Source organism: Serratia sp. BIGb0163 (genome assembly GCF_024809935.1).
In the GTDB taxonomy this organism is placed as follows: Bacteria; Pseudomonadota; Gammaproteobacteria; order Enterobacterales; family Enterobacteriaceae; genus Serratia; species Serratia quinivorans.
In genome coordinates this window covers 1,304,178-1,328,243 of record NZ_JANUDZ010000001.1, presented here as the reverse complement: position 1 = coordinate 1,328,243, position 24,066 = coordinate 1,304,178, and the positions used below count along the sequence as shown (strand labels likewise).

The window sequence follows — 24,066 nt, the reverse complement described above, 5'->3', positions numbered from 1 at the left end:
TCCCCTCTGTTATTCAATTTCCAGGCGTTTTATTTGCAAGCCGTCATCGGCCTGTACCCGCAGATTTCGTCCGGTACAGTGCGGACAGACCAGCACCTGCGGTACCAGCAGCTCGACATCGCTCTGGCAGTCATGGCACCAACACAGCGCTTTCTGTTCCGCCAGATGCAGTTCGCAGCCTTCGGCCAGCGTGTCGCGGCACACCATGTCAAAACAAAACCGCAGCGACTCCGCTTCAACACAGGAAAATGCGCCAATCTCGAACCATACCGCGGTGATCCTTTGCGCATTATTTTGGCGAGCCTGTTGCTGCATTATTTCCATCGCATGTTGGCATAAGGTTATTTCGTGCATCCGGCCTCCGTTAATGGCGATAAACGCGTTATTCCCTTCACGTTGCAAATATGATGCCAAGCCGCCAATGACATATTTGTCGAACCGACTGTCATCGTCAGTCATTAAATCAGTTATTCCCTAACGGATTGACGGATTAATTTCACTCTGATGGTTGAATTAAAAGGAAATAATGTAATTTACCGGAATTTGGCACGCTTTATGCTTTAACTCGCTGACCCGGAGCTATTTCGACAACGACTATCAATTTCGAGTGAGGACCATGAGTACAATCAGTGAAGTAACCAGTCAGGCCGATTACATCGCCAACAAAAGCAATCGTCTGATGGCACAATGGCAGACCTACCACAGCACTCTGGTCAAAGCGGTCACCACCACCAAAAAGAAGATTAATCATCAGTTTACCTACGGGCAGGAAAACGACCTGCGCTTTGTGCTGTTTAACCACTTTACGGTCAGCATCCAGTTGAGCGAAGGGTTTTACAGCCGGGATATTTGCTACCGGATTAATCTGGCCACGGCCCACGAGCCGGAAAACTTTGCCCCTTTCGCCCATGCCACGCTGGATGAAAACGGCAATATCGACGAAGTAATAAACAACCGCGACATGCAGGCGGTATTTGAACACTACCTGGATAAGATCGCCGTTATTTATCAATGCCTGTTTGATTCCTTGCATGATGGTCACGCCATTCAAGACGCTCTGAAAAAAATAACCTTACCCGTCTGATCGCAGGCGTTAATCACCGACAGGAAACTGTCGAAGCGTCATTTTTTACTGACGATTTCGTCATAAATGACGAAGCAAGGAGTGTGCATGAACCGCTTTATTATTGCGGACCCTAAATTGTGTATTGGCTGCAATACCTGTATGGCCAGTTGTTCTGCGGAACATCGGCAATATGGATTGCAGTCATTACCCCGCCTGCAGGTGATTCGCAACGCTCGCGACTCTGCACCGGCGATGTGCCACCAGTGTGAAGATGCCCCCTGCGCGCAGGTATGTCCGGTCAACGCTATCCGCCATCAGGATGACGCCATCGTACTGAACGAAAGCCTGTGCATCAGTTGCAAGCTGTGCGGCATTGCCTGCCCGTTTGGTGCCATTGGTTTCGGCGGCAGCACCCCACTGGCGATCCCTGCGGACTGCAACACCTCGCTGGCATTGCCTGCGCCCAAAGCACCACGCCCAATCAGCCCCTTCCTCGATTGTGTGCCCGGTGTCCGTGCCGTGGCGGTGAAGTGCGATCTCTGTGACTTCAGCCCCGAAGGACCCGCCTGTATCCGCACCTGTCCGACCCAGGCGATCCGGCTGGTGACCGACCGAGACGTGCGCAACGCCAGCGAACAGAAAAGGCGCAATGCGATGCAGGCGCTCAGCGCCGAGTTGCCGTTTGCGGCCGTCCCTGGATCCCACAAGGAGCCAAATTGATGATATATGCCCTGTTGCCCGACCCGTTGTTACTGCTGACTTCGGCCCTGGTCGGGTATTTACTCTGCGCCCTGTTGGGCTGGTTACTGGCCCCCTGGTCGCGTGTCAGCACTTTGCTGAGCGGCGTTACCTTGCTCTGTGCCGTCACCTCGCTGTTGTCAGCGGTACAAATGCTGTTTGCCCCACTGCACAGCGCCCGTTTGCCGTGGCTGCATTACGCGGTGGAAATCAGTGGCCTTAACGCCCTGTTACTGCTGGTGATGGCTCTGTGCGGGGTCTTTGCCGCGCTGTATCACGCCGGCAGCTTATCCAGGCTGAACCCGCGCGCTCGCGGCCGATTGGTTGGCTTAAGCAACCTGATGCTGGCGGCCTTAAGCGCTGCGGTGATGGCCGATAATGCCCTGGCCTTGCTGTTGCTGCTGGAGTTGGCGGCGCTTTGCGGCTATTTCCTGATTGTCCATGCCCCAAGCGCTAAAAGCCTGCGTGCCGGACATAGCCAGTTCTTGCTGATGCGCTCAGGCACCCTGTTGTTGGTGGTCGCCTTCGCGCTGATCTATTGCCATAGCCACAGCCTGCAATTCAGCGTGATCCGCGCTACGCCACTGCCGGATGCATTGCGTAATGCGGTATTCCTGCTGGCATTGGCCGGGTTTGGCATTTTTGCCGGGCTGATGCCGTTACATGCCTGGGTGCCGCAATCCCACAGCAGTGCGCCCGCCTCCGCCGCCATGTTGTTTTCCAGCGCGCTGATGAAGGTCGGCCTGCTGGGCATACTGAAAATAGGGCTGGATCTGCTGGGTACGCCGCCGCTGTGGTGGGGATTACTGGTCTTGCTGTTGGCTGCCGGTACGGCTTTCTTCGGCGGGCTGTATGCGCTGATGGAGCACGATCTGCGCCGCTTGCTGGCTTACCACACGCTGGAGAACATCGGCATTATCCTGCTGGGCATCGGGGGCGCGATGGTCGGTACGGCGCTGCAACAGCCGTTATTGACCGCCTTTGCCCTGATTGGTGGCCTGTTCCACCTGCTGAACCACAGCCTGTTTAAAAGCGCATTGCTGCTGGCAGCCGGCGCCATTGAACAACAGACCGGGCTGAAAGACATGGAGAAAATGGGCGGTTTGGCGCGGCTGATGCCCTGGACCGCCGTTTCTCTGCTGATTGGCCTGGTGGCGATGGCCGCATTACCGCCGTTGAACGGTTTTGCCAGTGAATGGTTGATCTACCAGGGACTGTTCCACTTCAGCGCGGCACCCGGTTTTATTGGCCATCTGTTTGGCCCGCTGCTGGCGGTGGCATTAGCCCTGACCGGTGCGCTGGCGGTGATGTGCGTCAGCAAAGTGTTTGGCGTGGCTTTTCTGGGCGCTCCGCGCTGCGACGCTGCAGCAAACGCGGTTCAGGCCAATGTTTGGCTGACGCTAAGCCATGCGCTGCCGGCCGTGTTGTGTCTGGTTTGCGGTCTGGGTGCGCCCTGGATCATTCCACTGTTTGCCCACCTGATCGGCCTGACGTCCGAACAGGCGCTCTCCTTGTCCGATACGCTGGTTTCCACCCCGCTGATCGCCATTTTATTGCTGGCGATGCCGTTACTGCCGTTGTTGATCGCGGCGCGTTACCAGACGCGTCGGCAACCTCGGCGGGTACAAGGCAGCGCCTGGGCCTGTGGTTACGGCCATGAAGACGCGATGGTGATCACCGCCACCGGTTTTGCTCAGCCGTTGCGAGTGATGTTTGCCCCACTGTATCAACTGCGCCGCTGGCTACCGGGATCCTTCGGTGACCGGTTACACCGTAACGCATTCGTTGCCTTCTGCCGCGGTCTGGCCGCCGTAGAGTTGGCGGTGCTGCTGGTCGTGGCTTTTGCCTGAGGAGATAACGATGACCTATCCCTATGTGTTACTCGGTTTGCTGCAGGCCCTGCTGTTACTGGCTGTTGCCCCGCTGTTTGCCGGCATCAGCCGGGTGTTGCGTGCCCGCATTCATACCCGACGCGGCCCCGGCGTATTACAGGAATACCGTGATATAGCCAAACTGCTTAAACGCCAAAGCGTGGCGCCGGGGGCTTCCGGTCTGGCTTTTCGCGCTATGCCTTACTTACTGACCGGCACCTTGCTGGCCATCGCCTGTGCACTACCGATGCTGACTACCGCCTCACCGCTGCCTGCCATCGGTGATGTGATCACCCTGATCTATCTGTTCGCCGTGGTGCGCTTTGTGTTTGCCATTGCCGGGCTGGATACCGGTAGCCCCTTCACCGCTATCGGTGCCAGCCGTGAGGCAGTGTTAGGCATTCTGGTCGAACCGATCCTGTTGCTGGGTCTGTGGGTGACGGCGCTGGTCGCCGGTTCTACTCAACTGAGCGCCATGGTGCAAAGCCTGCTGGGGTTGCCGCATCACGCCTGGTTGCCACTGCTGTTGGCCGGTTTGGCCTGCGCGTTCGCCACCTATATCGAAATGGGCAAGCTGCCGTTCGACATGGCAGAAGCCGAACAAGAGCTGCAGGAAGGCCCGCTGACGGAATATTCCGGCGTCGAGCTAGGCATTATCAAATGGGGCATCAGCCTCAAGCAACTGGTGGTGCTGCAACTGTTCCTCGGCGTGTTCCTGCCCTGGGGCCAGGCGGCACAGCTCACTGCCCCGCAGCTGTTGACTGGACTGGTGCTGGCGCTGTTCAAGCTGTTGTGTGCGGTGGTGCTGATCGCGGTTCTCGAAAATAGCGTGGCACGTTTGCGCTTCCTCAAGACGGGCCGTACCACCTGGGCCGGTTTTGGGCTGGCTTTTCTGGCGCTGGTTTCCTGGCTGGTCGTCGGCTGAACAATGATTAAGGCAATCAATAATGACTAACGAACATCAAGGCCAGCACTATCTGGCGGCGTTGCAGCAACAATTCCCCGCTGCCATGCTGGCGGCAGAATGGCAAACGGCCGACCAACTGACGGTGACCGTCAAACTCAACGCGCTGCCGGAAGTGGTGGAATGGCTGTATTACCAACAGGGCGGCTGGTTGTCGGTGCTGTTTGGTAACGACGAACGCACGCTGTGTGGCAATTACGCGCTGTATTACGTGCTGTCGATGGAGCAAGGCACCAAATGCTGGATCACGGTACGGGCCGAGGTTGACGCCCAAACGCTGGAGTTCCCTTCCGTTACGCCACGGGTGCCTGCTGCTGTCTGGGGTGAACGCGAAGTGCGCGACATGTATGGCCTGCGCCCGATCGGTTTGCCGGATGAACGCCGGTTGGTGCTGCCGGACGACTGGCCGGACGATCTCCACCCGTTGCGCAAAGACGCCATGGATTATCGTCAACGGCCCGCGCCCACCACCGATGTGGAAACCTATCCGTTCCAGAGCCTGGCCGGCAGTAAAGCCAACGTGGTGCCGATCGGCCCGCTGCATATCACCTCGGATGAACCCGGGCATTTCCGCCTGTTCGTCGACGGCGAAGACATCATTGATGCCGACTACCGGCTGTTCTATGTGCACCGTGGCATGGAGAAACTGGCCGAAACCCGCATGGGTTACAACGAAGTGACCTTCCTGTCGGACCGGGTGTGCGGCATTTGCGGTTTTACCCACAGCGTGGCCTACACCAGTTCGGTGGAGAACGCGATGGGCATCCAGGTGCCGGAACGCGCCCAGATGATCCGCTCAGTGCTGCTGGAAGTGGAACGCCTGCACAGTCATCTGCTGAATCTGGGGCTGGCCTGCCATTTCGTCGGTTTCGACTCCGGTTTTATGCAGTTCTTCCGGGTGCGCGAACAGTCGATGAAGATGGCGGAGATCCTGACCGGTGCACGCAAAACCTATGGTTTGAACCTGATTGGCGGCATCCGTCGCGACATACTGAAAGACGACATGCTGCAAACCCTGCGGCTGGCGGCGCAAATGCGCAGTGAGTTGGTGGATCTGGTCGATATCTTGCTCAGCACGCCGAATACCGAACAGCGCAGCGTCGGGGTTGGCCGGCTCGATCCGCAGGTGGCTCGCGACTACAGCAACGTCGGCCCGATGATCCGCGGCAGCGGCCACCGCCGTGATACCCGTATCGACCATCCCTTTGCCGGTTACGCCAAACTGCCGGTGGAACTGTGCGTAGAGGACGGCTGCGACGTCTATTCCCGCCTTAAGGTGCGCATTCATGAAGTGTTCAACTCGCTCGGCATCATCGAGTTCGGCCTGCAAAGCCTGCCGAGCGGGCCGCTGGCGGTGGACGGTTTCACCTATATTCCGCACCGTTTTGCCCTGGGCTTTGCCGAAGCCCCGCGCGGTGACGATATTCACTGGAGCATGACCGGCGACAACCAAAAACTGTTCCGTTGGCGCTGCCGTGCCGCGACCTACGCCAATTGGCCAACCCTGCGTTACATGCTGCGCGGCAACACGGTTTCCGACGCCCCGCTGATCATCGGCAGCCTGGATCCCTGCTATTCCTGTACCGATCGCATGACCATCGTCGACGTGCGCAAGCGCCAGTCCATCATAGTGCCGTACAAAGAAATCGAGCGTTATGGCATCGAACGGAAAAACAAACCGTTCTAACCGGAGCCCATCATGCTGAAACTGATTAAAAAAGTGCTGAAAACCGGCCCGGCCACCGTCGCCTATCCGAGCCAGCCGTTGGTCATTGACCCGAACTTTCGTGGCAAGCCCGAATACAACCCACAGCAATGTATTGCCTGCGGGGCCTGCGCCAACGCTTGCCCATCCAATGCGTTGAGTATGACCACCGATCTGGCCCGCGGCACGGTGCGCTGGCAGCTGTTTCTCGGGCGCTGCATCTTCTGCGCCCGCTGTGAAGAAGTTTGCCCTACCGCCGCCATCCGGCTTTCACAGCAGTTCGAGCTGGCAGTGTGGCGTAAAGAAGACTTATACGAGCAAGCCGACTTTGCCATCTGCCATTGCCGTCAATGCGGCAAAGCCTATGCGTCGCAGAAGGAAATTGACTATGCCATGGCGCTGCTCGGGCTAAGCAGTACAGAAACCGCCACGCGCCGCACGCAGTTTGAAACCTGCCCGGCGTGCAAACAACAGCAAAACCTGACTCAGGCCGATCGCATTGACGTTGGCCGCCATTTGACCCGGGAGATCATCTCATGAATCCGCCACTGATTGGCCCACGCGACGAAAATGGCCTGCCGGTGCCGATCACCCTCGACGAAAGTATCGCCAAGCTGAAAACCACCTTACTGCAGGATATCCGCCGCTCGGCCTATGTTTATCGCGTGGACTGCGGCGGGTGCAATGGCTGCGAAATTGAGATTTTCGCTGCCATTTCCCCGTTGTTCGACGCCGAACGCTTCGGTATCAAAGTGGTTCCTTCACCCCGCCATGCCGATATTTTGCTGTTTACCGGGGCGGTCACCCGTGCCATGCGCATCCCGGCGATCCGCGCCTGGCAGGCTTCGCCCGATCCGAAAATCAGCATCTCTTACGGTGCCTGTGGCAACAGTGGTGGCATTTTCCACGATCTCTACTGCGTATGGGGCGGCACCGATCGCATCGTACCGGTTGATGTCTATATCCCCGGCTGCCCCCCGACGCCGGCCGCCACCATTTATGGCTTTGCCATGGCACTCGGCCTGTTGGATCAGAAAATCAAAGGCCGTCAGCATGACGAAACCCAGGGCGAGGCCACCCGCCTGTTGCACCCGGCATTACCTCAGCCGCTGCGGGTGCTGCTGGATCGCGAAGCCCGGCGGATGGCCGGTTATCGCTATGGCCGCCAGATCGCCGACCAGTTTATGCAACTGTTGGCCGCAGACAGCCCATTGCCGGTCGAACAGCGCATTAGCGCCTACCTGCAACAGCAGGACGATATGCGTTTAAGCGAGATTGTCGGCAACCTGCTGGGGATCTATCAACGGGTACTGCGAGGGGAACTGCGACTATGAGCCACTCCCATGCCCAGGTGGTGTTCTACTCCCTGAGCCGCAAATTCGTGCAAGAGAAAAAGGCCCCGCCGAAAGCCCAGGAGGTGATCTATTACAGCCTGGCGATTGGCCACCATCTTGGCGTCATCGACTGTCTGGAAGCCAAACTCAGCTGTCCGCTGGCCGGTTTCCGCGCCTGGGTACAACAACTGCCCGCGGCCAGCACCGCCCGGCGCAAGCTGGAAGGGGTCGATCGCTTCGGTGAAATCTGTATCGACAGTAGCCATACCCACCTGCTGGCCACCGCGTTAAGCGCTGCCGCCCCGCAAATGAACCCCCAACAGCAAGACTGGAGCCAACAGTTGATCGCCCTGCTGCAGTCGATTGAAAACGAACCCGCCATCTACCTGATGGTCCGGAGGCATGATGACTGACGTTTTATTGTGTGTAGGCAACTGCATGATGGGCGATGACGGCGCCGGCCCGCTACTGGCAGAGCTCTGTGCCGGCAATCCCCCCGCCGGCTGGACGGTGATCGACGGCGGAGCCGCACCGGAAAATGACATTGGGCATATCCGCGAACTGCGCCCTGCGCGGCTGGTGATTGTCGATGCCACCGACATGGGACTGGCTGCGGGAGAAACCCGGGTGATTGATGAAAAAGACATTGCCGACATGTTCATCATGACCACCCATAACCTGCCGCTGAATTTCTTGATCGATCAACTGCGCGAAACGGTGCCGGAAATCACCTTTATCGGCATTCAGCCTGAGGTGGTGGCGTTTTACTACCCGATCGGCGCCGCGGTACGCCGTGCGGTGACCACCCTGCACCAACGGCTACATGACTGGCCAATAAATGGCGGTTACCCGCCACTGGTGGTGACGAATGTCTGACGCCGCATCGTCATTTGTGTCGAGATGCCGTCGGTCACTTCGTCAGCATCAGGCTAACCCTCTGCTTTTATTCGATTTTCAGGGTTGGCACGCTTTATGCCTAACCCAAGGCACAACCTATCCATAGTCATACCCGGATGAAGGGTAACTCAGGAGTTATTGATGAACCGGTTTATCATCGCCGATCCCAAGAAATGCATCGGCTGCCGTACCTGTGAAATTGCCTGCGTGATGGCACACAGCGAAAACCAGGATATTTCAGCGCTCAACGCCGCCAGCTTCGCCCCACGGCTGCATGTGATCAAAGGCGTTAACGTCAGCACTGCCGTACTGTGCCGCCAGTGTGAGGACGCGCCTTGCTCCAACGTTTGCCCCAATGGGGCGATTAGCCGAACCAACGGCATGGTGCTGGTGATGCAGGAGCGCTGCATCGGCTGCAAAACCTGCGTGGTGGCCTGTCCTTACGGCGCGATGGAAGTGGTCACCCGCCCGGTTGTCCGCCAGAACGGCGCCGTGATGAGTGCCACCACCGAGAAAGCCGAAGCCCATAAATGCGACCTGTGCATCGGTCGTGATAGCGGCCCGGCCTGTATGCAAACCTGCCCGACCAATGCGTTGCACTGTGTGGATCGCAACATGCTGCAAGAAATGAACGCCGAGAAACGCCGTCGCGCCGCGCTCGACACCCTGTCGTCACTGTTTTAGGAACTGAACCGATGAAAAAAATCACAACCGTCTGCCCATACTGCGGTGCAGGCTGCAAAATGAAACTGGTGGTCGACAACGGCAAAATCATCCGCGCCGAGGCGGCTGACGGCGTGACCAATCAGGGCGAACTATGCCTGAAAGGCTATTACGGCTGGGACTTTCTCAACGACACCAAACTGCTGACCCCACGTCTGAGCCAGCCGCTGATCCGCCGTGAAAAAGGCGGCAAGTTTGAGGCCGTCAGTTGGGATGAGGCCATTAGCTACACCGCGCAGCGGCTACAGCAGATCAAGGATAAGCACGGCGCCAGCGCCATCATGCACACCGGCTCTTCACGCGGTACCGGCAATGAAACCAACTACGTGATGCAGAAGTTTGCCCGTGCGGTCGTCGGCACCAACAACGTCGACTGCTGCGCCCGCGTCTGTCATGGCCCGTCGGTAGCGGGTTTGCAAGCCACGCTGGGCAACGGCGCGATGAGCAACTCGATTGGCGATATCGAAAACTCCAAATGCCTGCTGGTCATCGGTTACAACTGTGCCGATTCGCATCCTATCGTGGCTCGCCGGGTGCTGAAGGCCAAAGAGAAAGGCGCGCAAATTATCGTCTGCGACCCACGCCGTATCGAAACCGCGCGCATTGCCGACCAGCATTTGCAGATCAAAAACGGCTGTAATATGGCGCTGGTGAATGCCTTCGCCTATACGCTGATTGAAGAAAATCTGTATGACCGCGACTACGTGGCGAAATACACCGAAGGTTTCGAGGCTTACCGCCAGCAGTTAGCGGATTACGCACCGGAAGCGGTAGAACAGCTGACCGGCGTCAGCGCCCAGCAAATTCGCCAGGCGATGCGCACCTACGCCAGTGCCCCTTCCGCCACCATCATGTGGGGCATGGGAGTCACCCAGTTCGGTCAGGCGGTCGACGTGGTCAAAGGGCTCGCCAGTCTGGCCTTGCTGACCGGTAATCTGGGCCGGCCCAACGTGGGGGTTGGCCCGGTGCGTGGGCAGAACAACGTTCAGGGTGCCTGCGACATGGGCGTGCTGCCCAATGAGTTCCCAGGTTATCAGGCGGTCACCGACGCCGCGGTACGCGCCAAGTTCGCCGCCGCCTGGGGCATTGACGCCGCCAGGATGGACCCGGAAGTCGGTTACCGCATCACCGAGATCCCGCATTTGGTGCACGAAGGCAAAGTGAAGGCCTACTACATCATGGGGGAAGATCCGTTACAGACCGAAGCCGATCTGAGCCTGGTGCGCGGCGCGTTCGAAGCGCTGGAGTTTGTGGTAGTGCAAGACATCTTTATGACCAAAACCGCTGAACAGGCCGATGTGATCCTGCCAGCCACCTCCTGGGGTGAGCATGGCGGCGTGTTCTCCTGCGCCGATCGCGGGTTCCAGCGTTTCGAGAAGGCCATTGAACCGCAGTACAACGTCAAACGCGACTGGGAGATCATCAGCCTGCTGGCCACCGAGATGGGCTATCCGATGCATTACGACGATAACCAGCAAATCTGGGATGAAATGCGTGAGCTTTGCCCGCTGTTTTATGGGGCCACCTACGAAAAAATGGGTGAGCTGGGCCATGTGCAATGGCCTTGTACCACGCTGGAAAGTCAGGGCACCCCTTACCTGTATCAGGGCAACCAGTTCACCACCCCGACCGGTAAAGGCCAGCTGTTCGCCACCACCTGGCGTGCTCCGGCGGAAGTGCCGGATGCATATTATCCGCTGGTGCTCTGTACCGTGCGTGAAGTCGGCCACTACTCCTGCCGCTCGATGACCGGCAACTGTGCCGCGCTGCAAACCCTGGCGGATGAACCCGGCTTTGTGCAGATCAATCCGCAGGACGCCGAAGCGCTGGGTATTGCCGATCAGCAACTGGTGTGGGTCAGTTCGCGCCGTGGCAAGGTGATCAGCCGTGCCAACTATAACGAGCGTATTAACCTGGGCGCGGTGTATATGACCTACCAGTGGTGGATCGGTGCCTGTAACGAGCTGACCCAGGAGAATTTGGACCCGATCTCCAAAACGCCGGAAACCAAATACTGCGCGGTAAAACTGGCGGCAATTAGCGATCAGCACTGGGCGGAAAACTACGCGCAACAGAGCTACAGCGATATGAAGGCCCGCCTGCGTCGCGCAGCAGAAGATGTGATGTAAAGTTGCACTGTCACTTTGTAGAGGGGCGAAGGAATTCGCCCCGATTCACCCGGGCGCAGCATACAGCGCCCCTACAAAAACCACAGAGAGTAATAAAAAGTGTCCCATTCAGGATTACTGCTGCGCATCAGCGGCAAGGTACAGGGCGTCGGCTTCCGGCCTTTTGTCTGGCAACTGGCCGAACAGCTCAACCTGCGTGGTGAAGTCTGGAACGACAGCGCCGGGGTGGAAATTCGCCTGGTGCAACCTGTCGATCTTGAGATACTCCTGCACGTATTACATCACCAGGCGCCACCGTTGGCACAAATCGACCGCATTCAGCAGCGTTCGTTTACCTGGTTGCAAGCCCCCACCGATTTCAGTATCCGCCCCAGCCAAAGTGGCGCCATGGCAACCCAGATCGTGCCGGATGCCGCGACCTGCCCACAGTGTTTGCGGGAAATGAACGATCCGCAGGATCGGCGTTACCGTTATCCCTTTATCAACTGCACCCATTGCGGCCCGCGCTTTACCATTATTCGCGCCATGCCATACGATCGCCCGGCAACCAGCATGGCGCCCTTCACCCTCTGTCCGCACTGCGCCTGGGAATATCATTCTGCGCAGGACCGACGTTTTCATGCCCAACCGGTGGCCTGCAGTGATTGCGGCCCACAGCTGTTTAGCTGTCTGGCGCCAGGGCAGTCGCAGCATCTGGGGGATGAAGCGTTGCAACAGGCCGTTGCTGCGTTGGCTGCCGGGCAGATTGTGGCGATCAAAGGCCTGGGCGGTTTTCATCTGGCCTGCGACGCCACCAACACTCAGGCCGTCGAACGGCTGCGCCTGCGTAAACGGCGGCCGGGCAAACCACTGGCGGTGATGCTGCCGGATGCCGGCTGGCTGGTACGCTGCGTAAGTGGCGTTAGCCTGGCGCAATTACAGGCATTGTTAACTTCACCCGCCGCGCCTGTGGTGCTGGTCCCCCAATCCCCTTACTCGCCGCTGTCTGCCGCCGTGGCTCCGGGGTTGGATGAAGTCGGCCTGATGTTACCCGCCAACCCGATTCAACATTTATTGATGCAGGCGATACAGCGTCCCCTGGTGATGACCTCAGGCAATGCCGCTGGCCGTGCTCCGGCGTTAACCAATGAGCAGGCATTGGCTGATTTGGTCGGCATTGCCGATCTGTGGCTGATGCACGATCGCGAGATCCTGCAACGCGCTGACGACTCACTGGTGCGTTTGCTCCCCAAAGGCCATGAAATGCTGCGCCGGGCGCGCGGGTTCGTTCCCGACGCCCTGCCGCTGCCGCCCGGTTTCCCTGCTCAGCAGGCCCTGCTGGCGGTGGGCGGCGATCGCAAAAATACCTTTTGCCTGGTTCAGGGAAATCAGGCCCTGCTCGGCCCGCACTTTGGCGATTTGGAGCAAGAGGATATTCAGCAACAGTGGCAACAGGCCATCAGGCACTTTACCGGGTTATACCATTGCCAGCCGCAGCGGCTGGCCAGCGATGCCCATCCCGGTTATGTCAGCCACCAATGGGCGGCCCGGCAGTCACTGCCGGTGACCCCGGTGCTGCATCATCATGCGCATCTGGCCGCTTGTCTGGCCGAGCACCGTTGGCCACTGGAAGGCGGTGCCGTGATTGGCCTGGCGCTGGATGGTCTCGGTTATGGTCAGGGCGGCGCCCTGTGGGGCGGCGAGTGTCTGCTGGTTGATTACCGCCGCTGTCGTCATCTGGGGGGATTGCCCGCGGTGGCGCTGCCCGGTGGCGATCTTGCGGCTCAGCAACCCTGGCGCAATCAGTTGGCGCACTTCGCGCGCTTCGTACCGGACTGGCAAAGCTACCCTCAGGCCGAACGGCTGTTGGCTTCCCCATGGCGACCGCTGCTGCAAGCGATTAAGGCCGGTATTAATGCCCCGCTGGCCTCCTCCTGTGGCCGCTTGTTTGATGCTGCCGCCGCCACCCTGGGCTGTGCTCCGACACAACAAAGTTGGGAAGGCGAAGCAGCCAGCCGGTTTGAGGCGCTGGCGCACCAAAGTGGGCCTTGCCCACACCCGGTGACATTGTCACTGACAGGCGAGCAATTTGATCTTGCCGCGTTCTGGCAACGCTGGCTGGCCTGGCAAGCGCCTGCCTCGCAACAGGCCTGGGCCTTTCACGATGCGCTGGCGCAGGGTTTTGCCAGTCTGGCCAAGCATTTTGCCCTGCAGTATGGCATTGGCCATGTGGCGTTGAGCGGCGGCGTGCTGCATAACCGCCTGCTGCGTCAACGCCTGCAGCACCATCTGGCCCCTTTGCAGATACTGCTGCCACAGCAACTGCCTGCAGGTGATGGCGGGCTGGCGCTGGGCCAGGCGCTGGTCGCTTGCGCCCAACACTCTCCGGCTTCTTCTTCCACCTTTGACAGGACCTGACATGGTAAACCGCGAGTTTTTCCACACCCATACCCGCGCCTTTTGGCTATTACTGGCGCTGGTGGCGCTAAACCTGTTGGCCTGGGGAGCGGCTTTTGCCGCATTCCATCACTACCCGGCGTTAATCGCTGCCGCTTTGCTGGCTTATGGCTACGGGCTGCGTCATGCGGTAGATGCCGATCATATCGCCGCTATTGATAACGTCACCCGCAAACTGATGCAGCAAGGCCAGCGCCCGGTTTCCGTCGGCGCATTCTTCTCTTTGGGCCACTCCAGCATTGTGATCCTGGCCTGCATCGCCATTGCCGCCACTTCATTGGCATTTGGCGATCGTATTGGCTGGCTGCATCAGTACGGCGCGACACTGGGCACGCTGATCTCCTCGCTGTTCCTGTTGGCCATGGCGCTGTTGAACTGGCTGATTTTCCGTGATGTTTACCGAATTTTCCGCCAGGTGAAACGCGGGGAAAAACTGGTGGAACAAGATGTCGCCCTGCTGGTTAACGGGAGCGGCGGCGTGATGACACGTCTGTATCGCTTCGCTTTTAATCTGGTGAATAAAAGCTGGCATATGTATCTGGTCGGCTTTTTATTTGGCCTGGGTTTTGACACCGCCACCGAAGTCGGCCTGTTGGGCATCTCCGCAGCCGGTGCCACTTCCGGCCTGTCGGTCTGGTCGATTATGTTGTTCCCGTTGCTGTTCGCCAGCGGCATGGCGTTGATTGACTCGCTGGATAATTTTGTGATGGTCGGCGCTTATGGCTGGGCCTTCAATAAACCGATCCGCAAGCTGTATTACAACATGACCATTACCGCCACCAGCGTGGCTATTGCTCTGGTGATCGGTGGCCTGGAAGGTTTGGGGTTGTTGGTCGACAAACTTGGGTTACAAGGCGGGCTGTGGCGCGGTGTTGAAGTCCTCAATGACCATATGGGTAGCGTGGGTTACGCCGCTATCGCATTATTTGTGGTGCTGTGGGCGTTGTCCGCGCTGAATTACCGCCGCAAAAACTATGACTCGCTGACCCTCTAGTCCCCTTACCGGCAGCCACCGAGGCTGCCAGTAAAAAACACTGCATTGGTTATTAAATCCTTTCAGTTAATATTATAACCCAGGATATTAATCAACCTGCCACGCATATTATCTTTATCAACCAATAACAATGAGTTATTTAAATAACCAAAAATTACAATAAAAAACACTTAAGAAAAAATGACGTACCATTGAGATTCAGACTATGTTTATTACTGTTGCAATTCACTAGCGACTAAATAAAACTAAAGTTAGTCGCCATCTTTGTTAGCCATTATTATTCCAGTTTAAAACAGCATTCGCATGTTACTCGCCACGTCCGAGCTACAGGCAATATCCGATCCTAACTCATTAATACAGGTGATATTATGTCCATTGATAAAACACAGATGACTAATGCCATCAATGCGGCGTTAGAAGAACTTCACTCCGCAATAAGAATCGCTAATTTAAACTCTGATAAAACTACTGACGGGTCAATTGGTTGCGTCCCTTTTGCAGGAGCCGTTTATGAAAAGGCCGGAGGAAAAGACACGGATAAAATGTACAGAATCAACGTCAATAACCTGACCGGAGACGAACTTAAAAAATATAAGAATGGCGATCTGGTTAATATACTGCTCAACTACAATGACTGGAATTACACTCACGCATGCTGCATTTATTTCTCTTCAGACACCTCTTATGTTATTCAGACCTACCTTAACCACACCGTACGCATCGTCACCTCATTTGAACACGCTGTTTTAAATCAACGTTGGCATCAATACGCAGAGACCAAAGGCGGCAATGCCGACGTCTTTAATTCGCTTTTTTCAGTAAAACCCGTGAACCTGCCCAATGTGGTCGAGGTTATTATCACTGAATTGCTTTGAAGACGGCTTGGCACTTTGATTGCCTTTAACGGCAGCCCAGCTCTCCTTGGTTGGGCTGCCCAGCGCAGGCTCGCATTAACGGATGGCATAGGTCCCTTTGCCGGCGGATTTGGCCTGATACATGGCATCGTCCGCTTTGGTCAGCAGGGCTTCGGCGCTCATATCGTCGCCAGAAGTAATGGCTGCACCGATACTGGCAGAAAGTCTCACGTTTTGATTACCGACCCGTTCCGTTGCCGCCAACCTGGCCAACACGCTCTCGCAAAACGCGCTGACCTGCAGCTGCGGATGCGCCAAAGGCCAGAGAATGACAGTAAACTCATCGCCGGCGAGGCGCGAAACGCTGTGATGAGGCCCGGCACAGACACTGAGCAATTCGGCGAAGGTTTTCAGGATAAGATCGCCGAAATCATGGCCAAAACTGTCGTTAAGCGTTTTGAAACCATCAAGATCGATAAACAGCAACGCCATCTGCTGCTGTGGGCAACAAGCCTGCAGCGTCGCGCCTAACCGGAGCAAGAAAGCTCGCCGATTGGTTAACCCGGTCAGCATGTCATGAGAAACGTCGTACTCTAACCGCCGCTGCAAACGTTTAAGCTCGGTAATATCCATGGAAAGAATATAAAAGCCCCGGGTTTCGCTGGGTACCAGGGTGTTATGAATGATCGCTGTCCCCTGGCGCGTTTGCAGTTCGTTCTCAAAACTGACGGTTTCCCCCTTTAACGCCCGCTCGATCATCGGCTTGGCTGAGGCATAAGCCTCGTCGCCCATAAATGCCTGTACGGTCATCGCGCTGAGGTGAGATTCATCCAGACCGAACCAGCTTTTGTAAGCGCTGTTGGCAAACAGATAACGCTCATTGGCGTCGATCTGACTGATCAAGGCCGGCATATTATCGGTAATGGCCCGCAGGCGTTCTTTTTCACTACTCAGTTGCAGCTCGGTGAGTGCCCGATTGGCAATCTCGTGATTGAGTTTATTAACGGCAAAATTCAACTCACGGGTACGTGTCACTACCCTGTCTTCGAGCTCATGTTGCAGAGTGTAGAGGTCGGCCTCTGCCGCTTTGCGCTCGCTGATATCGACAATAACCGAGATAAAATGATGAGGCTCACCATTGGGCAAGCGATTAAGCGACACGGTAAGCTGAACCCAAATCCTTGAGCCATCAGCGCGGATATAGCGCTTTTCCATCGAATAGGTGTCTATTTCATTGGCCAATAACTGGTGCAGCAGCCCGAGGTCGTTGTGCAGGTCTTCGCGATAGGTGATGTCCTGGAAGGTACGCTCCAGCAGTGCCCGTTCAGAGTACTGCAACATTTCACAGAGCCGCGGATTCACCCGCAGCCAATATCCCTCTAATGAGACCAGGGCCATGCCCACTGCCGCTTGTGAAAAGGTCTGTTCAAATAAGGCTTCGCTACGTTGCAGGTTTGATTTCAGAGCCTCGGTATAAATATCACGCTCAATACTGTGCAAATACTCTTCGATAACGGCGGCAAAATCGCGTAAATCATGCACCATCTCTGAAGAGAACGCCTGTGGGTGACCGTCGATAATGCACAGGGTGCCCAACGGCAGACCATCCAGAGACAACAAGGGTTGCCCGGCATAAAAACCGATTTTGGGCCCGCCGGTGACCAAGGGGTTGTCGAAGAAACGTGGATCGGCCGCGGTATCGGGCACCACCAACGCATCACGTTGCAAAATGGCGTGTCCGCAAAACGAAATATTGCGTGGCGATTCCCGTGCCTCCAAACCCGAGCGAGAAAGGAACCATTGGCGCTCACGATCGATCAAGGAAATCAGGGCAATACTGACGCCAAAATATTTGGCGGCCAGGCGCGTGACCCGATCTAATTTCTCTACCGAATTCGTGTCCAGTACGTTGAGTGAATGCAGAACCGACAGCCGTTCGGTTTCATTTTCTGGAAAACAGGGTTCGTACATAGGTTGCTCCGGCTTATCCTTTCTGGGCGATGCTGATTCACAACCTGCATGGCTAGCCGTTACCTTTAATGGCTTAACACCGCACCGTAAATGACTTATTTCATTCAGCTTAGACGGTTCTGCTGGTTTTACTGACCCTTGGGAGGAATTAATCATGCCGACTAAACGTCAATAAAACCCTCGATTTTAAGTTCAACGACCATAGACCCTGCTTTCCCTCCGGGTATACCAGCCTTAAGTCGGTTAATTTCTAAGCAACGATTTATTTATAATAAGTTATTGCTTAAAAAACACCCAGACGTCAATCCGACGACAATCAGAAAATTGTCAGCAAAATAAATGCATTGGGCCAGTACCCCTACTTTTATTGCGGTAGCATTACGTGCCTTGTCAACTCCCCTGTCACGGCCATACGGCAGGATTATTGGCCAATAAACCAGCAATTTATTGTTTTTAATAGAAAAAACATTAAATTTCATGCGGCTAAATAACTATTGAGCCGGGGGGTAAAAAGCCATATATTGGGCGCGTTTTTTCACGGTAGTTACTTATTCATTTTAATAATTCAACTAGGGCGTTACTGATACCCCCAGTTGTAGGAGAGATATGATGACGGATAAAGTCCGTATTGATAATTTCGGTGTGAATTTAGAAAATGTAAACAACGAAACATATTTGGCGAGACAAGCCGAATTTGAATCGAATGTCAGGAGTTACCCCCGTAAATTGCCGTTGGCAATTGCGAAAGCCCAAGGCGTGTGGATCACCGATGTTGAGAATAATCAATATCTTGATTGCCTGGCTGGTGCGGGTACGCTGGCTCTGGGTCATAACCATCCTGACATCCTCCAAAGCATCCAAAATGTCATTACCAGCGGCTTGCCGTTACATACCCTCGATCTTACAACGCCGTTGAAAGATCAGTTCTCAGCTTATTTGCTCTCTTTATTGCCAGGACAGGGCCAGGAATACTGCCTGCAGTTCTGTGGCCCTTCGGGCGCAGACGCGGTTGAAGCCGCTCTGAAACTGGCGAAAAAGCACACCGGCCGTTCTGGCGTGATCAGCTTCTCCGGCGGCTATCATGGCATGACCCATGGCGCGCTGGCAGTTACAGGCAACCTGTCACCGAAAGAAGCGATTAACGGCATGATGCCGGAAGTCCAGTTTATGCCTTACCCGCATGAGTACCGCTGCCCGCTGGGTATCGGCGGCGAAGCTGGCGTTAAGGCACTGACTTACTATTTTGAAAACCTGATTAATGACGTCGAAAGCGGCGTGCGCAAACCTGCGGCAGTCATCCTGGAAGCGGTTCAGGGTGAAGGCGGCGTCAACCCGGCGCCGGTCGAATGGTTGCAGCGCATTCGCAAGGTCACTCAGGAACACGGCATTCTGCTGATTATCGACGAAGTTCAAGCCGGCTTTGCCCGTACGGGTAAACTGTTCGCCTTCGAACACGCCGGTATTGAGCCGGACATCATCGTGATGTCCAAAGCGGTGGGCGGCGGCTTGCCGTTGGCCGTTCTGGGTATCAAGAAAGAATTTGACGCCTGGGAACCTGGCCACCATACCGGCACCTTCCGCGGTAACCAACTGGCGATGGCCACCGGCCTGACTACCCTGCAGCATCTTAAAGACCACAACGTGGCCGGTAAGGTCGCCGCACAAGGCGAATGGCTGAAAGCCAAACTGGCCGAGCTGCAAAAACGTTATCCGGCCATTGGCCACGTGCGCGGCCTGGGCTTGATGATCGGCATGGAAATCGTTAAACCAGGTGAAGCCCAGGATCATATGGGTTGTTACCCGGCGGACCCGCAATTGTCTGCCCTGCTGCAGAAGAAATGTTTCGAAGCCGGGTTGATCCTGGAGCGTGGCGGCCGTAACGGCAACGTACTGCGTCTGCTGCCTTCGCTGTTGATCACCAACGACGAACTGGGCATTTTCCTGGATAAATTTGAACAGGCCCTGTTAGCCGCCGGCGTCAAGCCTGTAGGTATGGAGTGAATTCGATGTCCCGGTTAAACCCGATTCTGGCCGCTTCGGCGCAAAGCACCGAAGCCTACCAGCAAGCGATCGAGCAAAGCAGCCAGGCGGTAGTGCAGTGGCTGCAACAACCCGAGATGTATCAGGGGAAAACCGTTGCCGAATTGCGTGAACGCATTACGCTTGATTTTAATCCGCAGGGCCTGGGCAACCAGGCGGCGATCGAACGCGCGATTGAGTACTTTTTAAAAGACAGCCTGTCGGTACATCACCCACAGTGCGTCGCGCATTTGCATTGCCCAAGCCTGGTGATTAGCCAGGCCGCGGAAGTGCTGATCAACGCCACCAACCAGAGCATGGACTCCTGGGATCAAAGCCCGTCAGCCACCATCATCGAGATGAAGCTGATCGAGTGGTTGCGTACCCAGGTCGGTTATCAGCCTGGCGATGCGGGCGTGTTCACCAGCGGCGGTACCCAGAGCAATCTGATGGGCCTGATGCTGGCACGCGATGCCTTCTTCGCCAAACAGGGCCACTCTGTGCAACAGGATGGCCTGGTCGGTAACCTGCGCAAGATTAAAGTCTTATGTTCTGAGAATGCCCATTTCTCGGTGCAAAAGAACATGGCGTTGCTCGGCCTGGGTTATCAATCCGTGACGCTGGTGAAAACCGATCAATTCGCACGAATGGATGTGAACGACCTGGCCGAAAAACTGGCGCAAGCCCAGGCCAATGGCGAACAGATCCTGGCGATCGTCGCCACCGCTGGCACCACCGATGCCGGAGCTATCGACCCGCTGCGTGCGATTGCGCAGTTGGCGGCAGAACACCAGATCTGGGTGCATGTTGATGCGGCATGGGGTGGCGCGTTGCTGCTTTCCGAGAAGTACCGTGACTATCTGGACGGCATTGAATTAGTGGATTCCATTACCCTGGACTTCCATAAACAGTTCTTCCAGACCATCAGTTGCGGTGCCTTCTTGCTGAAAGAAGCTCGTCACTATGAGCTGATGCGCTATCAGGCGGCTTACCTGAACTCCGAATTCGACGAAGCTCAGGGCGTGCCTAACCTGGTGTCCAAATCCTTGCAGACCACCCGCCGTTTTGATGCGTTAAAACTGTGGATGGGGCTGGAGGCATTAGGGCAACAGCAATATGCTGCGATCATCGATCACGGCGTGACGCTGGCGCAACAGGTTGCTCACTATATCGGCGACCAACCGGCGCTGGAACTGGTGATGCAACCGCAGTTGGCCAGTGTGCTGTTCCGCTACCGTCCGCAGTCATTAGCCGCCAGCAGCGATGCCGCAGTAGCACTGCTGAACCAGCGAATTGGTGATGCATTGCTGGAGTCAGGACGTGCCAACGTTGGGGTGACCGAATTTAATGGCGTAACCAGCCTGAAAATGACGTTGTTAAACCCAACGGTCAGCCTGGACGATATCAAAGTCCTGCTGGCACTGGTGGAAAAAACCGCGCAGCAGTTGCCTGCCGCCTAATCCACCTGCCCTGACCGGCAGCCAAAAGCCGATAGCCTTTACGGGTTATCGGCTTTTTTGCACCAGACGCCTTCCGTTATTGCCTGCTCAGGATGCCCGACATGACAGATCCCGATCTTAATTTACTGATTTCTCTCGATGCCCTGCTTTCCCTGGGCAGCGTCGCGGGTGCTGCCCGCCGTCTTAAATTAAGCGCCTCTGCGATGAGCCGCACGCTTAGCCGCCTGCGAGCGGTCACCGGCGATCCCTTATTGGTGCGCGCTGGTCGCAAAATGGTGTTGACGCCCTATGCCGAAGAGATACGCGAGCGGACGCAAAACGCCGTGTTTGAAGCCCGTTCGGTATTGCGCCCCTCGGTGTCAGAACTGAATTTAGCTACTCTGGAACGCACCTTTACCCTGCGCGCCAACGAGGGTTTTGTCGAAGCCTTTGGCGCCGTGCTGATCGCAGCAGCCGCAAAGGAAGCCCCTTTGGTACGCCTGTGTTTTGCCCCCAAGCCAGAGAAAAGCTCCACCCATTTGCGCGAAGGATTGGTCGATCTTGAGATTGGCGTGCTGGGGGAAATGGGGCCGGAGATTCGATTACAGACCCTGTTCCGTGACCGATTTGTCGCGGTAGTCCGCAAAGGCCATCCGTTTGAGCAGCAGACCGAAATTACTGCCCAACAGTATGCCGCCTGTGGTCATGTGGTTGCCTCGCGCCGTGGGCTATTAACCGGGCCAGTAGACCAGGCGTTGGCCGAATTAGGACTGGAACGCAAGGTGGCCGCCGTAGTCCCGAGTTTTCCCGCCGCGCTGGCGGTGGCTCAGGCCTCTGATTTAGTGGCATTGGTCCCCGCCTCTTTCCTGATCAACCAACCGGTTGGCACCACACTTTATGCGTTTGAACTGCCGGTAAAAACACAGGGCATTACCGTTTCACAAATGTGGCATCCGCGTTTAGAAGCCGATCCAGCCCATCGTTGGCTGCGACAATGGGTGTTAGGCGTGGTTAAACAGCGTTTCGCGACGATAAATGATTGAGTTGTACTGAAAATTATTCATCGGGGCCGGGGGGGATTATTGATTTATTACTTAAGAATAAAGCCAGATTTAATAGTGCCCACTATGCAGTACATTAAAACGATGACGCCCAATCAACCGAAGCACTGCATAGCGGAATACTAATAATAACGTAACAAATTAAAACATTTAACCTTATGTAACTAAATAAACCGAAAAGGCCCGATTAACGGGCCAGAGATATCAATAACACCAAATACAACCTGGGTTTTGTATATTAGCTGTTCATAAACACTAGCAGCTTTTATTTGCCCTGATTTTCTCAGGGTTAATAAAGTAATCAATAACCTCATCATCAACACATTGATTCAGTCCGGTAAGTGCGAGGGTATGTCCGTCCCCTTCTACCCTAATGATCGGAGCATTAAAATCTTTTGCTATCTTTTTGGCTCCCTCATAAGGGGTAGCCGGGTCAAAACGCTGTGCGACAAATAATAATGGCGGCAGTTTGGATGAGGCTACCGGCGTATGCGGCTGTAGCTTTCCTTTAAAGGGCCAGGTATCGCAAATATTACGTGGCCATTCTTGCTTGCCGGGATAGTTACTGAATGCCGAAGCCTCCTGCAATTTTTGCTCTTTTAACCGGCTCTTTTCCAGATCGCCCCCCGGATTGGCGGAGTCCGCACAGGAAATGACCGTTAAATTGTCAGCTTCTTGATCTGCCTGGCTTTTATCGTCCGATTCCCTGTTATTACCAGGCATGCGGGCGGCTCTTGGCTGGGGGACCGCCTCCGTACTCAGGGTATTATCCAATGATGCCAGCGTTTTGAAGTCGAATTTGTCGCTATCGATAGAGCGCAACAGTTTTGCCAACGCAGGCCAATCCTCGGATGAATACAGGGTGCTGGTGGTAACGCGAACGATATTATCCGCGTTGATCTCCTCGCCGTTTTTATCAGTCAGCGCCAGTTCATCCACCTTTTTAAGTAACCCGTGATAGATCTCCGTGGCATTGGCTTTATTTAACTGACATTGGTTTTTTTGCTCACAATAGAGCGCAAACTGCTCAAAGGTTCTTTGGAACGACAGGGCCTGTTTGTAATCACTGGTGTAAGCATCCTCCGTGATGTCGACGACGCCGTCCAATACCATGGCTTGCACTTTATCCGGGAAGCGTTCTGCATATATTTGCGCCACCTGGGTACCGTAGGATAAGCCGATAATACTCAGTTTGTCTTCCCCCAGCACCGCCCGAAGCCTATCCACATCATTGACCGCTTCATCGGTACCCAGATGTTTTAATACATTAAGTCCGGTGTTAGTAATACAGCCTTTTACCCAATCGGCATTTTGTTGCTCAAGCGTCAGAGTATCAGGTTCAGCATCGGTATCATTATCCGGCTTTGCTGGGCAGGATATTTTTGGCCGGGACTGCCCTACACCGCGTGGGTCATAGCCAATAATATCGAAATTTTCATTTAACGTGTCCGCTTCGAAAGGAACTACTATCCCCGCCATTCCCGGGCCACCGGTAATAGACAGCAGGCTGCCCTGTTTTTCGCCGGTCGCGGGTAAACGCGTGACCGCTATTTTGACGGTTTCATTCTCTTCATCGCCAGCATAGGACAACGGGGCTTCCAGATAACCGCACTGCAGACGTTCGGGAATTTCTTGTCCGTCGAACCATGGATTAAATTGGCCATTATCACAGGATTGCCAATTTATCGGCTTAACCTGAGCTGGCCCCTCACTGGCAAAAGCCGCACAGGGGGAAAACATGCCGACAACAAAAGCTATTTTCAACAACCTCACATCACCACCTCGGTCAGATAAAGCAGAATTAAGTCTGTAACTTGCTCACGACCTAGTTATATACCTAAACCATCAGCGGTAAATTTAAGAAA

Annotated in this window: 20 protein-coding genes; 17 read left to right on the top strand and 3 right to left on the bottom strand. The window is 55.6% G+C overall.

Features of this window, described 5'->3' with window-relative positions; translation table 11 throughout:
* Positions 1-9 precede the first annotated feature (9 nt).
* Positions 10-354, bottom strand: coding sequence for a hydrogenase maturation nickel metallochaperone HypA (gene hypA, locus M2406_RS06430; RefSeq protein ID WP_012145163.1), 345 nt, complete (start codon positions 352-354; stop codon positions 10-12).
* Between the two features lie 262 nt (positions 355-616).
* On the opposite strand from hypA, the gene hycA reads away from it, so the two are divergent.
* The 14 genes from hycA to M2406_RS06360 all read left to right on the top strand — a co-directional run bounded on the left by hycA (position 617) and on the right by M2406_RS06360 (position 15,732).
* Entirely contained in the window at positions 617-1,084 is a 468-nt protein-coding gene (gene hycA / locus M2406_RS06425; RefSeq protein WP_012145162.1) for a formate hydrogenlyase regulator HycA, read from the top strand.
* A gap of 87 nt (positions 1,085-1,171) precedes the next feature.
* Positions 1,172-1,786 carry a 4Fe-4S dicluster domain-containing protein gene (locus M2406_RS06420; protein WP_012145161.1) on the top strand — a complete coding sequence of 205 codons (615 nt, stop codon included), beginning with the start codon at positions 1,172-1,174 and terminating at the stop codon, positions 1,784-1,786.
* Positions 1,786-3,654, top strand: coding sequence for a proton-conducting transporter membrane subunit (locus M2406_RS06415; RefSeq protein ID WP_259189324.1), 1,869 nt, complete (start codon positions 1,786-1,788; stop codon positions 3,652-3,654). The genes M2406_RS06420 and M2406_RS06415 overlap by 1 nt, the downstream gene beginning before the upstream one ends.
* A 10-nt stretch (positions 3,655-3,664) precedes the next feature.
* Positions 3,665-4,600 (top strand): respiratory chain complex I subunit 1 family protein, encoded by a 936-nt coding sequence (locus tag M2406_RS06410; RefSeq protein ID WP_012145159.1) that lies wholly within the window; start codon positions 3,665-3,667, stop codon positions 4,598-4,600.
* Positions 4,601-4,622: 22 nt separating this feature from the next.
* The gene (locus M2406_RS06405; RefSeq protein WP_012145158.1) at positions 4,623-6,326 is read left to right on the top strand and encodes an NADH-quinone oxidoreductase subunit C; all 1,704 of its coding nucleotides are present in this window, start codon (positions 4,623-4,625) and stop codon (positions 6,324-6,326) included.
* 12 nt (positions 6,327-6,338) lie between these two features.
* Positions 6,339-6,884 (top strand): formate hydrogenlyase complex iron-sulfur subunit, encoded by a 546-nt coding sequence (locus tag M2406_RS06400; protein WP_259189323.1) that lies wholly within the window; start codon positions 6,339-6,341, stop codon positions 6,882-6,884.
* On the top strand, positions 6,881-7,678 hold the full coding sequence (locus M2406_RS06395; protein ID WP_259189322.1) for an NADH-quinone oxidoreductase subunit B family protein: 798 nt from the start codon (positions 6,881-6,883) through the stop codon (positions 7,676-7,678). Before M2406_RS06400 ends, M2406_RS06395 begins: the two co-directional genes overlap by 4 nt.
* Positions 7,675-8,091, top strand: coding sequence for a formate hydrogenlyase maturation HycH family protein (locus M2406_RS06390; RefSeq protein ID WP_115184666.1), 417 nt, complete (start codon positions 7,675-7,677; stop codon positions 8,089-8,091). Before M2406_RS06395 ends, M2406_RS06390 begins: the two co-directional genes overlap by 4 nt.
* Positions 8,084-8,554 (top strand): hydrogenase maturation peptidase HycI, encoded by a 471-nt coding sequence (gene hycI / locus M2406_RS06385; RefSeq protein WP_012145154.1) that lies wholly within the window; start codon positions 8,084-8,086, stop codon positions 8,552-8,554. Before M2406_RS06390 ends, hycI begins: the two co-directional genes overlap by 8 nt.
* Positions 8,555-8,716: 162 nt before the next feature.
* A complete protein-coding gene (gene hydN, locus M2406_RS06380; RefSeq protein WP_115184667.1) occupies positions 8,717-9,259 on the top strand; it encodes an electron transport protein HydN in 543 nt (180 codons plus the stop codon).
* 11 nt (positions 9,260-9,270) lie between these two features.
* Positions 9,271-11,427 carry a formate dehydrogenase subunit alpha gene (fdhF, locus tag M2406_RS06375; protein WP_259189320.1) on the top strand — a complete coding sequence of 719 codons (2,157 nt, stop codon included), beginning with the start codon at positions 9,271-9,273 and terminating at the stop codon, positions 11,425-11,427.
* 99 nt (positions 11,428-11,526) lie between these two features.
* Positions 11,527-13,824 (top strand): carbamoyltransferase HypF, encoded by a 2,298-nt coding sequence (gene hypF, locus M2406_RS06370; RefSeq protein WP_259189319.1) that lies wholly within the window; start codon positions 11,527-11,529, stop codon positions 13,822-13,824.
* 1 nt (position 13,825) lies between these two features.
* The gene (locus M2406_RS06365; protein ID WP_012145150.1) at positions 13,826-14,857 is read left to right on the top strand and encodes a HoxN/HupN/NixA family nickel/cobalt transporter; all 1,032 of its coding nucleotides are present in this window, start codon (positions 13,826-13,828) and stop codon (positions 14,855-14,857) included.
* 368 nt (positions 14,858-15,225) lie between these two features.
* On the top strand, positions 15,226-15,732 hold the full coding sequence (locus M2406_RS06360; protein ID WP_259189318.1) for a hypothetical protein: 507 nt from the start codon (positions 15,226-15,228) through the stop codon (positions 15,730-15,732).
* 75 nt (positions 15,733-15,807) lie between these two features.
* Here M2406_RS06360 and M2406_RS06355 read toward each other — a convergent pair whose 3' ends face one another.
* A complete protein-coding gene (locus tag M2406_RS06355; RefSeq protein WP_259189317.1) occupies positions 15,808-17,682 on the bottom strand; it encodes a diguanylate cyclase domain-containing protein in 1,875 nt (624 codons plus the stop codon).
* A 609-nt stretch (positions 17,683-18,291) separates the two neighbouring features.
* Between M2406_RS06355 and M2406_RS06350 the strand changes: the two genes are divergently transcribed.
* From M2406_RS06350 to M2406_RS06340, 3 genes are all read left to right on the top strand, one after another.
* Positions 18,292-19,683: a diaminobutyrate--2-oxoglutarate transaminase gene (locus M2406_RS06350; protein ID WP_259189947.1), complete on the top strand. Its 1,392-nt coding sequence runs from the start codon at positions 18,292-18,294 to the stop codon at positions 19,681-19,683.
* 5 nt (positions 19,684-19,688) lie between these two features.
* On the top strand, positions 19,689-21,161 hold the full coding sequence (locus M2406_RS06345; protein ID WP_259189316.1) for an aspartate aminotransferase family protein: 1,473 nt from the start codon (positions 19,689-19,691) through the stop codon (positions 21,159-21,161).
* A gap of 101 nt (positions 21,162-21,262) precedes the next feature.
* The gene (locus M2406_RS06340; protein ID WP_259189315.1) at positions 21,263-22,183 is read left to right on the top strand and encodes a LysR family transcriptional regulator; all 921 of its coding nucleotides are present in this window, start codon (positions 21,263-21,265) and stop codon (positions 22,181-22,183) included.
* A 273-nt stretch (positions 22,184-22,456) separates the two neighbouring features.
* On the opposite strand, the gene M2406_RS06335 is transcribed toward M2406_RS06340, so the two are convergent.
* The gene (locus M2406_RS06335) at positions 22,457-23,974 is read right to left on the bottom strand and encodes an alpha/beta hydrolase (RefSeq protein WP_259189314.1); all 1,518 of its coding nucleotides are present in this window, start codon (positions 23,972-23,974) and stop codon (positions 22,457-22,459) included.
* Positions 23,975-24,066 lie beyond the last annotated feature (92 nt).

Excerpts from the sequence above, each read along its gene's own strand:
- fdhF (WP_259189320.1), top strand. The coding sequence starts at position 9,271 with ATGAAAAAAATCACAACCGTCTGCCCATACTGCGGTGCAGGCTGCAAA.
- M2406_RS06355 (WP_259189317.1), bottom strand. The coding sequence starts at position 17,682 with ATGTACGAACCCTGTTTTCCAGAAAATGAAACCGAACGGCTGTCGGTT.
- hydN (WP_115184667.1), top strand. The coding sequence starts at position 8,717 with ATGAACCGGTTTATCATCGCCGATCCCAAGAAATGCATCGGCTGCCGT.
- M2406_RS06390 (WP_115184666.1), top strand. The coding sequence starts at position 7,675 with ATGAGCCACTCCCATGCCCAGGTGGTGTTCTACTCCCTGAGCCGCAAA.
- M2406_RS06410 (WP_012145159.1), top strand. The coding sequence starts at position 3,665 with ATGACCTATCCCTATGTGTTACTCGGTTTGCTGCAGGCCCTGCTGTTA.
- hycA (WP_012145162.1), top strand. The coding sequence starts at position 617 with ATGAGTACAATCAGTGAAGTAACCAGTCAGGCCGATTACATCGCCAAC.
- M2406_RS06405 (WP_012145158.1), top strand. The coding sequence starts at position 4,623 with ATGACTAACGAACATCAAGGCCAGCACTATCTGGCGGCGTTGCAGCAA.
- M2406_RS06420 (WP_012145161.1), top strand. The coding sequence starts at position 1,172 with ATGAACCGCTTTATTATTGCGGACCCTAAATTGTGTATTGGCTGCAAT.
- hypA (WP_012145163.1), bottom strand. The coding sequence starts at position 354 with ATGCACGAAATAACCTTATGCCAACATGCGATGGAAATAATGCAGCAA.
- M2406_RS06350 (WP_259189947.1), top strand. The coding sequence starts at position 18,292 with ATGACGGATAAAGTCCGTATTGATAATTTCGGTGTGAATTTAGAAAAT.
- M2406_RS06415 (WP_259189324.1), top strand. The coding sequence starts at position 1,786 with ATGATATATGCCCTGTTGCCCGACCCGTTGTTACTGCTGACTTCGGCC.
- hycI (WP_012145154.1), top strand. The coding sequence starts at position 8,084 with ATGACTGACGTTTTATTGTGTGTAGGCAACTGCATGATGGGCGATGAC.
- M2406_RS06360 (WP_259189318.1), top strand. The coding sequence starts at position 15,226 with ATGTCCATTGATAAAACACAGATGACTAATGCCATCAATGCGGCGTTA.
- M2406_RS06395 (WP_259189322.1), top strand. The coding sequence starts at position 6,881 with ATGAATCCGCCACTGATTGGCCCACGCGACGAAAATGGCCTGCCGGTG.
- M2406_RS06340 (WP_259189315.1), top strand. The coding sequence starts at position 21,263 with ATGACAGATCCCGATCTTAATTTACTGATTTCTCTCGATGCCCTGCTT.
- M2406_RS06365 (WP_012145150.1), top strand. The coding sequence starts at position 13,826 with ATGGTAAACCGCGAGTTTTTCCACACCCATACCCGCGCCTTTTGGCTA.
- M2406_RS06345 (WP_259189316.1), top strand. The coding sequence starts at position 19,689 with ATGTCCCGGTTAAACCCGATTCTGGCCGCTTCGGCGCAAAGCACCGAA.
- M2406_RS06400 (WP_259189323.1), top strand. The coding sequence starts at position 6,339 with ATGCTGAAACTGATTAAAAAAGTGCTGAAAACCGGCCCGGCCACCGTC.